General features: G+C 68.2%; 10 protein-coding genes. 3 read left to right on the top strand and 7 right to left on the bottom strand.

All coding sequences use genetic code 11. From position 1 onward, the window contains the following. The 4 genes from AC1REK_RS26925 to AC1REK_RS26910 all read right to left on the bottom strand — a co-directional run. Positions 1 to 1269, bottom strand: a 1269-nt coding sequence (locus AC1REK_RS26925) for a DNA translocase FtsK 4TM domain-containing protein (protein WP_492270807.1), incomplete at its 3' end; no start/stop codon positions are given. 209 nt (positions 1270 to 1478) lie between these two features. Continuing rightward, entirely contained in the window at positions 1479 to 2825 is a 1347-nt protein-coding gene (locus tag AC1REK_RS26920) for an ammonium transporter (protein ID WP_492270806.1), read from the bottom strand. Between the two features lie 29 nt (positions 2826 to 2854). Beyond that, positions 2855 to 3193 carry a P-II family nitrogen regulator gene (locus tag AC1REK_RS26915; RefSeq protein WP_066473604.1) on the bottom strand — a complete coding sequence of 113 codons (339 nt, stop codon included), beginning with the start codon at positions 3191 to 3193 and terminating at the stop codon, positions 2855 to 2857. 299 nt (positions 3194 to 3492) lie between these two features. After that, positions 3493 to 4359, bottom strand: a complete 867-nt coding sequence (locus AC1REK_RS26910; RefSeq protein ID WP_492270805.1) for an acyl-CoA thioesterase — start codon at positions 4357 to 4359, stop codon at positions 3493 to 3495. Positions 4360 to 4509: 150 nt separating this feature from the next. Here AC1REK_RS26910 and AC1REK_RS26905 point away from each other — a divergent pair, with 150 nt between their 5' ends. Then, positions 4510 to 5763, top strand: a complete 1254-nt coding sequence (locus tag AC1REK_RS26905; protein WP_492270804.1) for a ubiquinone biosynthesis hydroxylase — start codon at positions 4510 to 4512, stop codon at positions 5761 to 5763. 51 nt (positions 5764 to 5814) lie between these two features. Here AC1REK_RS26905 and AC1REK_RS26900 read toward each other — a convergent pair whose 3' ends face one another. Both AC1REK_RS26900 and AC1REK_RS26895 read right to left on the bottom strand, forming a co-directional pair. Then, positions 5815 to 6027 (bottom strand): Trm112 family protein, encoded by a 213-nt coding sequence (locus tag AC1REK_RS26900; protein ID WP_316019952.1) that lies wholly within the window; start codon positions 6025 to 6027, stop codon positions 5815 to 5817. A 12-nt stretch (positions 6028 to 6039) separates the two neighbouring features. Continuing rightward, complete coding sequence (locus AC1REK_RS26895) at positions 6040 to 10881, bottom strand: NAD-glutamate dehydrogenase (RefSeq protein ID WP_492270803.1); 4842 nt, start codon at positions 10879 to 10881, stop codon at positions 6040 to 6042. Between the two features lie 223 nt (positions 10882 to 11104). Between AC1REK_RS26895 and AC1REK_RS26890 the strand changes: the two genes are divergently transcribed. Both AC1REK_RS26890 and AC1REK_RS26885 read left to right on the top strand, forming a co-directional pair. Next, positions 11105 to 11653 carry a peroxidase-related enzyme gene (locus AC1REK_RS26890; RefSeq protein WP_492270812.1) on the top strand — a complete coding sequence of 183 codons (549 nt, stop codon included), beginning with the start codon at positions 11105 to 11107 and terminating at the stop codon, positions 11651 to 11653. A gap of 346 nt (positions 11654 to 11999) precedes the next feature. Continuing rightward, the gene (locus tag AC1REK_RS26885) at positions 12000 to 12368 is read left to right on the top strand and encodes a DUF2794 domain-containing protein (protein ID WP_066473614.1); all 369 of its coding nucleotides are present in this window, start codon (positions 12000 to 12002) and stop codon (positions 12366 to 12368) included. Positions 12369 to 12597: 229 nt separating this feature from the next. Here the strand turns inward: AC1REK_RS26885 and AC1REK_RS26880 are convergent, their stop codons facing one another. Continuing rightward, the gene (locus AC1REK_RS26880; RefSeq protein WP_316019950.1) at positions 12598 to 13371 is read right to left on the bottom strand and encodes a Bax inhibitor-1/YccA family protein; all 774 of its coding nucleotides are present in this window, start codon (positions 13369 to 13371) and stop codon (positions 12598 to 12600) included. Positions 13372 to 13522: the final 151 nt, after the last annotated feature.

Raw genomic sequence — 13522 nt, 5'->3', positions numbered from 1 at the left:
AGCCAAAGAGATCACCCGAGACGACTTCGTCCCAGGAGCAGGCTCAAGCTCGTAGAGGGTGACGACCGGGCCGGGGCGAACCTGCGAGATCTCGCCGCGGACGCCGAAATCCTCGAGCACGCCTTCGAGCAAGGTGGCGTTCTGCTCCAGCGCGTCGGTGGAGATGGCGTTGGCCGCGATTTTCTTCGGCTCGGCCAGATAGGTCAGCGGCGGCAGTTCGAAGCTGTCGCGGTCGAGCAGCGAGGGCTGGGCCTCGCGCGACAGGCGCTTGCCGGGCTTGGGCGCGGTGAGGGGCGGGGCGACGCGCGGCGCGTTGAGGTCGCGCAGGTCCTGCGCCTCCGCATAGTCGTCGTCGATGTCGGCGGGGCCGGCGACGCGTGAGCGGCCAGCGCCGGCGAAGGTATCGCGCGGCACCGCCGGCGGCGCGTAGGGAGCAGATCCCTCCGCGAACTGCGGCTCGCGACGCACGCGCCCGGCCGGGCTGGGCGCCGGGGCGGGGGCCGAGGCAGCGGGTGTCGCCGAAGCGCGTGCCAGGGAGGGCGGCTGCGGCAGGCGGCGCAGGATCGCGCCTCGCAACGCCATCGCGCCATGGGCAAGCCAACCGACCAGGATCACGCCGAAGCCCGGCTCATCGTCGCGGCGGTCGTCGGTATCGGACCAGGCGGCATCGTCCTCGTCAGTCTCGGGGTCCTCGTCGACAACGAAGCCGAAACCGGCCGCGGCCGTGACCGCAAGGATGGCGATGCCGGCATAGACGAAGGCAACGAGCCCGCCGAGCGCCGTGCCGGAAATGCCGACGAGATTGCGGGTGCCGTGCAGCAGGGCATCACCGATAACGCCGCCCATGCCGGTCGGCAGCGGCCAGCGCGGCGTCGCCGGCAGGGCGCTGGCGACCGCCGCGGTGGCGACGACGCCGGCGACCCAGAGGGCGAGCTTGAGCGCGCTGCGATCGAAGAGATGGACGCGGATCAGCCTGAGCGACCAGAGCAGCGGCGGCAGCAGCAAGGCAATGACGCCAAGCCCGATCAGCTGCATGGCGAGGTCGGCGACCATGGCGCCCGGCCGGCCGAGCAGGTTCTGGACCGCGCCGCGGGTGGCGTTGTTGAGGCTGGGATCGTCGACCGACCACGTCGCCAGCGAGATGGCGACCGCGGCGGTCAGGGCGAGCAGCGCGAGGCCGCCGATCTCGGCCGCCCGGCGCGAGAGGAAGTCGCGAACGGGATCGGGCAAGCGGTCGATCAGCGAGGAGGAGCGTCGGATCGTGCGCATGCGGGCGGGCCGTGATTCCGGATGTCTGGAAAGGCGATGGCCGCCGGGCCCCGCCCTCGAAACAGCAGGTTAGGAAGGCGAGGTTAAGACCCGCTTAACCTTGCGCGCCGGAGCGGGGCGGCAACGGGCAATCACCACCGCAACCAGCAAAAAAGCCCCGGCGGTGACCCGCCGGGGCGCTGTTTCATGTGGAACGCGGCAGGGCCGGGTCACATGTTGTAGGCGCGCTCGCCATGCTCGGCGATGTCGAGACCCTCGCGCTCCTGCTCGGAGGTGACGCGCAGGCCGATGACCGCGTCGACGATCTTGAACAGGATGAAGGAGCCGATGCCGCACCAGACGACGGCAACGAGAACGGCGACGGTCTGCTTCCAGACCTGCGCGCCCATTGCGTAGTCGGCGACGCCGACGCCGCCCAGCGCCGGCGAGACGAAGATGCCGGTGCCGATCGAGCCGATGATGCCGGCGACGCCATGGATGCCGAACACGTCGAGCGAATCGTCATAGCCGAGCGCATTCTTGATCGTGGTGCAGAAGAAGAAGCAGACCACGCCGCAGATCGCGCCGAGCACGATGGCGCCCATCGGGCCGACCAGACCGGCCGCCGGAGTGACGGCGACGAGGCCGGCGATGATGCCCGAGAGCATGCCGAGCAGCGAGGGCTTGCCCTTGATCATCCACTCGATGAAGAGCCAGCCGAGCGCGGCGCCGGCAGTGGCCGTCAGGGTGTTGATCATCGCGAGCGCGGCACCGGCCGTCGCTTCGAGGTTCGAGCCGGCATTGAAGCCGAACCAGCCGACCCAGAGCAAAGAGGTGCCGATGAAGGTCATGGTCAGCGAATGCGGCGACATCAGCTCCTTGCCGTAGCCGATGCGCTTGCCGAGGACGAGCGCGCCGACCAGCGCGGCGATGCCGGCATTGATGTGTACGACGGTGCCGCCGGCGAAATCGAGCGCGCCGAGGGCGAACAGATAGCCTTCGCTGAACCAGACCATATGGGCCATGGGGAAGTAGACGAAGCCGCTCCAGAGCACGACGAAGAGCAGCAGCGCCGAGAACTTCATGCGCTCGACCAGGCCGCCGACGATCAGGGCCGGGGTGATGATGGCGAAGGTCATCTGGAAGCAGATGAAGACGTATTCGGGGATGACCACGCCCTTGGTGAAGGTGTCGGTCGTGGTCTCGGTGCTGACCCCGGCGAGGAAGGCCTTCGAGAAGCCGCCGATGAAGCTGGTCAGGGAGCCGCCGCCGGTGAAGGCGAGGCTGTAGCCATAGACCACCCAGATGATGATCATGATCGCGGCGGTGGCGGTGATGTGGCTCATCACCGATAGCATGTTCTTGCTGCGCGCGAGGCCGCCATAGAACAGGGCGAGGCCCGGCAGGGTCATCATCAGCACGAGCAGCGAGGACACCAGCATCCATGCGGTGTCGCCCTTATTGGCGACTGCTGCGGCGGCCGGAGCGGCGGGCGGGGTCTGCGCCAGTGCCGCGACGGTGCCCGCCGCGAGCGCCATCCCGACCATCCCGGCCCGGGTGAGGGTCTTGAAATTCATCGTCAAACTCCTGGACGAAAGTTCTGGGATCAAAGGGCGTCGCCGTCGGTCTCGCCGGTGCGGATGCGCACGGCCTTCTCGATCGGCGAAACGAAGATCTTGCCGTCGCCGATCTGGCCGGTGCGGGCCGCGGCGGTGATCGCCTCGATCACCTGCGGGACGAGCTCGTCGGTGACCGCGACCTCGATCTTGATCTTGGGCAGGAAGCTCACGGCGTATTCGGCACCGCGATAGATTTCGGTATGGCCCTTCTGGCGGCCATAGCCCTTCACTTCGGTCACGGTCAGGCCGTGCACGCCGATGGCGGTGAGCCCGTCGCGCACCTCCTCCAGCTTGAACGGCTTGATGACGGCCATCACGATCTTCATGGCTGGGTTACCCCCGGTTGCGCTGCCGGGAGCGAAGATCCGGCGAGCTCGTTAGCGCCGCGCGGGGCAGAAGAGCTCCGCGCACGTCGCCTTTCGCCAATCAAGCCGCGTGCCAACTGCCGGACTGCCCTCAGGAGAGGCAATGCCGCGATTCCGCCACGATCCGCGGGGGCGGAACGGCCGGATATGCCTAGAAATTAGGCTAATGCGAGAAAACAAGGCGGATGCCCGCCGACGACCGCCGGTCGGCTACTGCGCCACCGGACATGACGGAAACTCCAGCGTTTTCAGAAGGTGGTCTAGGACCGGTCGGGCCGGGGCCGAATCAGGCCTTCCTGGGCCACCGAGGCGACGAGCCGGCGCTGCCGGTCGAAGATCAGCCCGCGCGAAAAGCCCCTCGCGCCGGAGGTCGAGGGACTGTCCTGCGCATAGAGCAACCAGTCATCGGCCCGGAACGGGCGATGGAACCAGAGCGCATGGTCGAGGCTGGCGCCCTGGATGCGGTTGTCGAAGACGGTGGTACCGTGGGCGATCAGGCTGGAATCGAGCAGCATCAGATCCGAAGCGTAGGCCAGCACGCTCTGGTGGATCGCCGGCTCGTCCGGGAGCCGCTTCACCGCCCGGATCCAGACATTGAAGTGAGGCTCTCGTTTCGAGTCGTCGCCATAGCGATCGAACTCGACCGGCCGGATCTCGATCGGCCGCTCGCGCTGATAATAGGCACGCACGGCCGCCGGCATGTGCGGCAGGATGTCCCGCGCCATGCCGTCCCGATCCGGCAGATCCTCCGGCATCGGCACGTCCGGCATCGGCATCTGATGCTCGTAGCCTTCTTCCTCGACCTGGAAGGAGGCCGACATGGCGAAGATCGCCGCGCCGTTCTGCAAGGCCAGAACCCGGCGGGTGGTGAAGGAGCGGCCGTCGCGCAGGCGGTCGACCTCGTAGACGATCGGCGTCTCCGGATCGCCCGGCAGCAGGAAATAGGCGTGCAGCGAGTGCGGTTGGCGCTCCTCGACGGTCTTGCAGGCGGCATAGAGCGCCTGGCCGATGACCTGGCCGCCGAAGACCCGCTGCCAGCCGACGCGGGGGCTGCGACCCTGGAACCGGTTGTTTCCGAGATCCTCCAGATCGAGGATCGAGGTCAGGCTGTCGGGGACGCTGTTCATCGGCGGCGGTTCTTGATCAGGCTGGCTTGCGGCAGGCTTTGCAGGGACGAGGCTTGCAGCCCGGCCGGGCGGCGGGCAAGACGATAGCAGCATCAGCAACGAGCCGCCGGCCAGCGTCAAGCGCCGCGGCTCCGGCAGGCGGAGAACGGGATGGATCGGAACCCGGAAGGCGCGCAGTCGCGCATCGTGATCGCCGGCGGCGGCATCGCCGGGATGACGCTGGCACTGGCGGTGAAGCAGGCGCTCGGCGCGGCGTTCGACGTCATGCTGGTCGATCCCGTCGTGGCGGCAAGGCCGCGCATCGACAACCGGGCCTATGCCGTCGCCGCCGCGGCGCGCAACATGCTCGACGCGCTCGGCGTCTGGAAACAGGTCGAGCCCTCCGCTGCGCCGATGATGGAAATGAAGATCACCGATAGCCGCACCTCCGATGTGGTGCGGCCGGTCTTCCTGACCTTCGAGGGCGAGGCCGAGCCCGGCCAGGCTTTCGCGCATATGGTCGAGAACGGCGCGCTGGTCGCGGCGCTGCTGCAGGCGGCGAAGGCGGCCGGGGTCACGCTGCGCGCCGAAGGGGTGCGCTCGGGCGACTGCGTCGATGGCGGGCCGATGCAGGTCGTGCTCACCGGCGGCGAGACGGTGCAGGCCGCGCTCCTTGTCGCGGCCGACGGGGCGCGTTCGAAGCTGCGCGAGAAGGCCGGGATCGGCTGGGTCGGCTGGTCCTATCCGCAGTCGGGCATCGTCGCGACGATCGGTCATGAGCGGCCGCATGGCGGCCTCGCCGTCGAGCATTTCCTGCCATCCGGCCCCTTCGCCATGCTGCCCCTGCCCGATGGCGGCCGGCTCGGACACCGCTCCTCGATCGTCTGGACCGAGCGCAGCGAGAATGTCGAGGCACTGCTCTCGCTCGACGAGGCCGACCTGCTCGCCGAGATCGAGCGTCGCTTCGGCCTGCAGCTCGGCGAGATCGCGCTGGAGAGCCGGGTCAGTGCGCATCCCTTGTCCTTCGGCATGGCGCGGAGCTTCGTCGGCGAGCGGCTGGCGCTGCTCGGCGACGCCGCGCATGTCATCCACCCGATCGCCGGGCAGGGGCTCAATCTCGGCCTGAAGGATGTCGCGGCGCTGGCCGAGACGATCGTCGATGCCGCCCGGCTCGGGCTCGATCCCGGCGCCGCGGACGTGCTCGAGGCCTATGAGAAGGCGCGGCGCTTCGACACGGTTGCGATGGGGGTCGTCACCGACGGGCTCAACCGGCTGTTCTCGAACGATTCGACGCCGCTGCGCCTGATGCGCGATCTCGGCCTCGGCGTGGTCGAGCGCCTGCCGGGGCTGAAGCGGATGTTCATCCGCGAGGCGGCAGGGCTTTCCGCCGAGGCACCGCGCCTGCTGCGCGGCGAGATGCTGTGATCGCGTGAAACCCTTCTCCCCAAGGGGAGAAGGAAAGCCGCACTACCGGCCCTACCCCTCGATCTGCCGCGCCTCTTCCGGCAGCATGATCGGGATGCCGTTGCGGATCGGATAGGCGAGCTTGGCGGCGCGGCTGATCAGCTCCTGCCGCGCGGCGTCGTATTCCAGCGTCGCCTTGCTGATCGGGCAGACCAGAATCTCCAGCAGTTTCGGGTCGATGCGGGGCGCCGCCGTGGCAACCCCGGACTTGGTTTCGGTGCTCATTGCAGATCTCCGTCAGGCTGGCCGGCGCGGCAGATCGGCCAGCATGCCGGCCGCGACCATCAGCTTTGGCAAAGACAGGCCCGACATGGCAATGGCCGAAACGGTGGCGCGGATGCGCTCGGCCTCGGGGCTGCGCAGTTCGAGCCAGCCCTGAAGCGCCTCCGGCCCGCTGGCGCCGGCGGCGATCTCCTGCGTCAGCCCGGCATGGGCATCGGTCAGGGTCTCGACCGCGCGTTGGCGCGCCATGCGCTCGTAATCGTCGGTGGCGGGCACGCTCGCCGCCGCGGTAGCGAGCGCCGAGAGCCCGAAGACCGAATCGGCAGCGAAATGAATGCGCGCGACCTCGATGATGTCGCCGCCGCTGCGGCCGGCGATGTCGACGATGTCCGTCGCCTGCGCCAGCCAGGGCAGGCTGGCGACGCTGGTCGCGAGCGCCTCGGGCACCTGCTCGGCGATCAGGGCCGCGATGGCGGCGGTGCGGGCCTGCGCAGCCGCTTCCGGCAGTATGGTCGGCAGGGCGGCTGCGAGCGCCGCGACGCCTTTCGCATAATGCGCGACGGTCTGCTCGATGGCGCCCGGCCTGGCGACGCCGCGGCGCAGGAACCAGCGCATGCGGTCGACGACCAGTTCCTGGATCGCGCCGTAGAGTCCGAGCTGGATCTTGCCGGGAATCTTCGCGTCGAGCGCGTCGATGCCGGCATTGAGGCCGATCAGGTCGAAGGCGTCGCGCGCGATGGCGTAGGCCGCCGCGATCTCCGGCGCCTCGGCGCGGGTCTGGTCGGCCAGCATGGTGACGATCGCCGGGCCGCCACGATTGACGATGGCATTGGCGAGCTGGGTCGCGACGATCTCGCGGCGCAGCTTGTGCCCGGCGATTTCGGTCCCGTAATGATCGCGCAGCGGCTGCGGAAAATAGCGCACGAGCTCGCTGGCGAGATAGGGATCGTCCGGCACCGCCGATTCGAGCAGCGAATCGTGCAGAGCAAGCTTGGCATAGGCCAGCAGCACGGCGAGCTCGGGCCGGGTCAGGCCCTCGCCACGCTTCTCGCGCTCGACCAGGGCGGCGTCCGGCGGCAGGTACTCGACCGTGCGGTCGAGCCGGCCCTCGCGCTCGAGCTGGACCATCAGCCGGCGCAGATGCGGCGTCGCGGCGATGCCCTGGTTCTGCGTCAGCGACAGCGCCAGAGACTGCAGATAGTTGTTGCGCAGCACGAGCAGGCCGACTTCGTCGGTCATCTCGGCGAGCAGCTTGTTGCGGTCCGCGTCGGAAAGGCGGCCGCTGCTCACCGCCCCGGCGAGTGCGATCTTGATGTTGACCTCGACGTCGGAGGTGTTGACGCCGGCGGAGTTGTCGATCGCGTCTGTGTTGAGCCGGACGCCCTGGCGCGCCGCCTCGATACGGCCGCGCTGGGTCATGCCGAGATTGGCGCCCTCGCCCACCACCCTGGCGCGAAGCTCGGCGCCGGCGATGCGGATCGCGTCATTGGCGCGGTCGCCGACCTGGGCGTCGCTCTCCTCGCCGGCGCGGATATAGGTGCCGATGCCGCCGAACCAGAGCAGATCGACCGGCGCCTTCAGGATCGCCGTCATAAGCTCGGCCGGGGTCGCCTGGGCCTTGTCGAAGCCGAGCACGGCGCGGATCTCGGGCGAGAGCGCGATGCTCTTGGCCTGGCGCGAGAATACGCCGCCGCCCTTGGAGATCAGGGCCTTGTCGTAATCCTGCCAGGAGGAGCGCGGCAGGGCGAACAGCCGCTGGCGCTCGGCGAGGCTGGTCGCGGGATCCGGATCGGGATCGAGGAAGATGTCGCGATGGTCGAAGGCGGCGACGAGCCGGGTCGCCGGTGAGAGCAGCATGCCGTTGCCGAAGACGTCGCCCGACATGTCGCCGACGCCGGCGACCGTGAACGGCGTCGTCTGGATATCGATGTCGATCTCGCGGAAATGGCGCTTCACCGCCTCCCAGGCGCCGCGGGCGGTGATGCCCATGCCCTTGTGATCGTAGCCTTGCGAGCCGCCCGAGGCGAAGGCGTCGCCGAGCCAGTGATGTTTTTCGGCCGAAAGCGCGTTGGCGGTGTCGGAGAAGGTCGCGGTGCCCTTGTCGGCGGCGACGACGAGATAGGGATCGTCGCCGTCGTGCCGGACGGTGTCGGCCGGCGGCACTACGGTCTCGCCGTCGAGATTATCGGTGAGTTCGAGCAGGGTGCGCACGAAGATTCGGTAGCTCTCGGTGCCCTCGGCCAGCCAGGCCTGGCGGTCGGAGGCCGGCGGCAGCAGTTTTGGCACGAAGCCGCCCTTGGCGCCGACCGGCACGATGACGGCGTTCTTGACCTGCTGCGCCTTGACCAGGCCGAGCACCTCGGTGCGGAAATCCTGCGGCCGGTCCGACCAGCGCAGGCCGCCGCGGGCGACCTTGCCGAAGCGCATATGCACGCCCTCGACGCGCGGCGAGTAGACGAAGATCTCGTAGAGCGGGCGCGGCAGCGGCATGCCGTCGACCTGGCCCGAGGCGAATTTGAACGAGATCGTGCCGCGCGGATGGCCGTCGGCGCCGATCTGGAAGAAGTTGGTGCGCAGGATCGCGTCGATCAGGTTGACGAGGCGGCGCAGAATCCGGTCCTCGTCGAGGCTGGTGACGTCGGAGAGGGCCGCCTCGATGCGCTCGCGCTCTTCGGCCATGCCGCTCTGGCGCGCCGCCTCGCCGAGCCTTGGATCGAACTTGGCGGCAAAAAGCTTGACTAGCATCGCGGCGATGCCCGGATGGCGGGCGAGCGCGTCGGCGATGTAGTCCTGCGCATAGGGCGCGCCGACCTGGCGCAGATAGCGCCCGAGCGCGCGCAGCAGCGCCGCCTCGCGCCAGGCGAGGCCGGCGGCGAGCACGAGCTGGTCGAAGCGGTCGGATTCGCTGAAGCCGCGGAACTGCGCCATCAGCGCCGCCTCGATCGTCGGATCGAGCCGTTCGATGTCGATGGCGCTGCCATCGGCGCGTTCCAGCGTCATGTCGTGCAGCCAGACGCGGGCCTCGGCGCCGTTCTCGCCGGCCTGCGGCTTGATGTTGAAGGTGCGCTCATTGACGACGCGGAAGCCCATGTTCTCCAGCATCGGCACGCGTTCGGAGAGGGTGATCGCGGCGTCGCGGGAGAAGAGCTTGAGATTGGCGCGGGTCGCGCCGTCGCCCTCGCGGCGGTAGAGATTGACCGCTCGCGGCCGTGCGGCCGAGAGCTTCTGCAGCATGTCGATGTCGATCAGCGCGTCGGCGGCGTCGTAGCGCTCGCGATAGGCGGCGCCGAACGCCTCGACATAGCGCTCGACCAGAGCGCGGGCCTTGGGACCGGCCTTCTGGGCGTCGAGCGCGTCGCGCAGCCCATCCGCCCAGGTGCGGACGATCGCGCTGATCCCGGCCTCGAGGGTGGCGCGGTCGATCTTCGGGGTTTTCCCTTCGTCGCGGCCGATGATGTAGTGGGTACGGGCGAGCGGACCGTCGGGATAGGCCGGATAGGCCGCCGAGACCCGGCCCTGATAGATCCGGGCGAGGAATTCGCCGACACGTCGGCGCACCGTGGTGTCGTAGCGATCCTTCGGGATGAAGACGAGGATCGAGACGAAGCGGTCGAACTCGTCGGCGCGAGCGAGGGCGCGGATGCGCGGGCGCTCGGTCAGCTGCAGGATGTCGAGGGCAAAGCGCTCCAGCGTCTCGACATCGATCTGGAAAAGCTCGTCGCGCGGATAGGCGTCGAGGACGTTGAGCAAAGCGCGGCCGGAATAGCTCGCAGCGTCGAAGCCGATGCGCTTGGCGACGCGCGCCACCTTCAGGCGCAGATAGGGGATGGCGCGGGCGCTGCCGGTATAGGCGTTCGACGTCAGCAGGCCGACAATGCGCAATTCGCCATCGAGCCGGCCATCGGCGGTGAACAGCTTGACCCCGACATAGTCGAGATGGACGCGGCGATGCACCCGGCTCTTGACGTTGGCCTTGGTGATGATCAGCGCATGCGGCTTGGCGAGGAAGGCGCGGATCTCCGGGGTCATGACCACGAGCTCGCGGTTCTTGCGGAGCACGCGGACATCGGAGTCGCGGAGGATGCCGAGGCCGGAGGAATCGATCGGGTCGGCGGCGGTGTCGCCGCCGGCGAAGCGGTAGTCCCGCACGCCGAGCAGGGTGAAGTTGTCGCTGGCGATCCATTCGAGGAACTGCAGCGCTTCGGCGACCTCGTCTTCGGGCAGGGGCGGCGGGTTGGAGCGGTAGGACTGGATCACCTCGGTGATGCGGCCGCGCATCGCGGCCCAGTCGTCGACGGCGAGCCCGACATCGACATAGACGCGGGCGAGGCCGGCACTCAGCCGGTCGCGCGCGTCCTGGCTGTCGATCCGGTCGAGATGAAGGTGGATCAGGCTTTCGCGGCGCGTGCCCTCCTGGGCGCGAGCGGCTGCCTCGCCGGCGAGCGCTTCGAAACGGCCATCGGCGCTGCGCGCGACGGCGAGAATCGGATGGGCGACGAGGCGCGGCTCGTAGCCCTGCTCGGCGAGCTCCGCCAGGGTCGAATCGAGGAGGAAAGGCTTGTTGTCGTTGACGATCTCCAGGATCGTGATCTGGCGCTCGCGCCCGGCCTCGTCGACCGTCTCGTCGCGGAAGCGCAGATTGGGCTCGCCCGGTTTGCGCTTGTCGGCGAGATGCTCATAGGCGGCTGCGGCGGCGCGGGCCAGCATCTCCGGCGAAAGCGCCGTCAGGTCCTCGGCGACGGTGCGGCCATAGAGCAGCCTGGGAAAGTCCTCCGGCATCGCCGCGCCCAGCGCGCGGGCGGAGGATTCGATGGCTGCGACTGCTGCAGCCGTGGCGTTCGCTTCACGCTTGGCCATAATCGTCTTCCCCCTGCTATTTTGCGGCAGCGATGACATAGCTCCCTTGCCGCTGCAACTTTCGTCGCATGGCAGGAGCCAGATTGCACCAATGTGGCGCAGAAGCGGCAAGTCGTGCCTGATCCGCGCGGAAATCAGCGCAAGGAGTGCAGAGATGACGAAGAAGCATGACAAGCCGATGGTAGGCGAGGCGCCGGCGAAGCAGGACGCGCCGCCCGCCGTGATGGGGCTGCCGCTGCCCCAGGCCGAGCTGTCCCAGGCGATGCAGGCCTATTTCGCCAAATGCGAGGAGAAGCTCGGCTATGTGCCTAATGTGCTGCTCGCCTACGCCCATGACGATGCCAAGCTCGCGGCTTTCGCGGCGCTCTACAACGATCTGATGCTGGCGCCGTCCGGCCTGTCGAAGCTGGAGCGCGAGATGATCGCGGTCGCGGTGTCGAGCGTGAACCGCTGCTATTACTGCCTGACTGCCCATGGCCAGGCGGTGCGCCAGCTCTCGGGGGATCCGGTGCTCGGCGAGATGATGGTAATGAACTACCGGGCCGCCAAACTCTCGCGCCGGCACCGCGCCATGCTGGATTTCGCGGTCAAGCTGACCGAGACGCCGCATCTGATCGAGGAAGAGGACCGGCAGGCCCTGCGTGCGGCGGGCTTCGGCGAGCGCGACCTCTGGGACATCGGCGCGGTCGCGGCCTTCTTCAACATGTCGAACCGGATGGCTTCCGCGGTCGATATGCGCCCCAATGCCGAATATCACGGGTCGGTGCGGTAGCAGGATGGTCTCTCGCAGCGCAGTCAGCAGACAAGAAAAACGGCCGGCGTGACCGCCAGCCGTGAGTTGGCCTCGACTCGTTGGCCCGGCCCGCCGCAGCGCCGGAGGGGCTGGGGGGCTGACGTGTCCGGCACCGCACAGGCCGGGCCGCCGAGGCAACGAGGGGAGTTGAGACGCGCAACAGGGCAGCCGCTTGGCGCAAGCGCGGCAAAATCATGGCGATGACGATGAAGTTGATCACGGTCTTGAGCGGGCGCGCGATCCTGCTTGTCAGCGTCGGGCCGGCGGGTCATCATTCCCGGCAGATCGGAAGCGATGGCCCAACCATCGCCAGGCAGGAGTCGCGATGAGCGAGAGTGAAACTCCGCCAGCGCATCGAGCGGGCGCTGTGGTCGCCTTCCCGGGGGCGGCCGCCCCGCCCTCCGTCACCTTCGACCGGCGCGAACTCAACGAGCTGCTCAATCTCTATGGCCGCATGGTCGCAGCGGGCGAATGGCGCGACTACGCGATCGATTTCCTGCGCGACAAGGCCCAGTTCTCGGTGTTCCGGCGCTCGAGCGAGGTTCCGCTCTACCGCATCGTCAAGGACCCGTCGCTGGCGCGGCGCCAGGGCGCCTATTCGGTCGTCAGCGCGACCGGGCTGGTGCTGAAGCGCGGCGCCGAGCTCGGCCGGGTGCTGCGGGTGCTGGACAAGCGCCTCAGCGTCGTGAGCTGACCGGCCGTTCAGTCAGCCGCGCCCGGCACCTTCTTCATCCTCAACAGATTGGTCCAGCGAGCGTGCTCGTCGCCGACGGCGCGAGCGCTGCCGATCAGGCTGAAGCCGGCGCGCTCGCCTGCAGGCGTTGCGGGTGACGAGGGCTGGCGTCGGAAGCGGCTGTGGTAGGCAAAAGAAAAGCCCCGGCTTTGCAGCCGGGGCTCGATATCTGCGCCTGGGCGCGGGATGCTTACTCGCGGTTGCCGAACAGCGAGAGCAGCATCTGGAACATGTTGATGAAGTTCAGGTAGAGCGACAGGGCGCCGTTCACCGAGAGCTTCGCAGCCGATTCCGGGTCCAGGTTCGAGTAGAGATACATCTCCTTCAGGCGCTGGGTGTCCCAGGCGGTCAGGCCGGCGAAGACCAGCACGCCGATCACCGAGATGCCGAAGGACAGGGCGCTCGAAGCCAGGAACAGGTTCACGACCGAGGCGATCACAAGGCCGATCAGGCCCATGATCAGGAAGGAGCCCATGCCCGACAGCGACTTCTGCGTGGTGTAGCCGAACAGGCTGAGACCGCCGAAGGCCGCCGCGGTGATGAAGAACACCTTGGCGATCGACTCACCCGTGAAGACCACGAAGATCGACGACATCGACACGCCCATCACCGCCGCGAAGGCGAAGAACATGGCGCGCGCGGTCGAGGAGCTCATGCTCTCGGCCTTGAACGAGAAGAACAGGATGAAGGCCAGCGGGGCCAGCATCACGACCCACTTCAGCGGGCTGAGATAGAGCGCCTGGCCGAGCGGCGTCAGCGCGTTGACCTTGCCCGTCGGCGAGTAGCCGGCGATGGCGAGCATCGAGATGCCGATGGCGAACAGGCCGGTGATGGCCAGGCCGATCGTCATGTTGTTGTAGACGCCGAGCATGAACGAGCGCAGGCCCTGATCCATCTCGACGGCGCTGGTCTGCTGTGCGCGGCCCGCACCCCAGACCGGAGCATTGCGGTCGAAGTTGCTCATGCAGAAAGTTCCCCTGAAACCGTTGGCAAAGGCGGACATCGCCCTTGCGAAGGCCCACCATCGTCCACCTTCGTGGCGACAGTGCGGAATATGAGGGGGAATGCGCCGCCTTACAAGGGGTGGCCATGGTTAATCGGGCCGGCGCGATAGA

This window comes from Allobosea sp. GW823-FHT02B03, from assembly GCF_058797755.1.
This window is presented reverse-complemented; position numbering and strand designations above follow the sequence as displayed.

Coding starts and splice junctions, on each gene's coding strand:
- AC1REK_RS26895 (WP_492270803.1), bottom strand. CDS start 10,881: ATGGCCAAGCGTGAAGCGAACGCCACGGCTGCAGCAGTCGCAGCCATC.
- AC1REK_RS26880 (WP_316019950.1), bottom strand. CDS start 13,371: ATGAGCAACTTCGACCGCAATGCTCCGGTCTGGGGTGCGGGCCGCGCA.
- AC1REK_RS26915 (WP_066473604.1), bottom strand. CDS start 3,193: ATGAAGATCGTGATGGCCGTCATCAAGCCGTTCAAGCTGGAGGAGGTG.
- AC1REK_RS26905 (WP_492270804.1), top strand. CDS start 4,510: ATGGATCGGAACCCGGAAGGCGCGCAGTCGCGCATCGTGATCGCCGGC.
- AC1REK_RS26920 (WP_492270806.1), bottom strand. CDS start 2,825: ATGAATTTCAAGACCCTCACCCGGGCCGGGATGGTCGGGATGGCGCTC.
- AC1REK_RS26890 (WP_492270812.1), top strand. CDS start 11,105: ATGGGGCTGCCGCTGCCCCAGGCCGAGCTGTCCCAGGCGATGCAGGCC.
- AC1REK_RS26900 (WP_316019952.1), bottom strand. CDS start 6,027: ATGAGCACCGAAACCAAGTCCGGGGTTGCCACGGCGGCGCCCCGCATC.
- AC1REK_RS26885 (WP_066473614.1), top strand. CDS start 12,000: ATGAGCGAGAGTGAAACTCCGCCAGCGCATCGAGCGGGCGCTGTGGTC.
- AC1REK_RS26910 (WP_492270805.1), bottom strand. CDS start 4,359: ATGAACAGCGTCCCCGACAGCCTGACCTCGATCCTCGATCTGGAGGAT.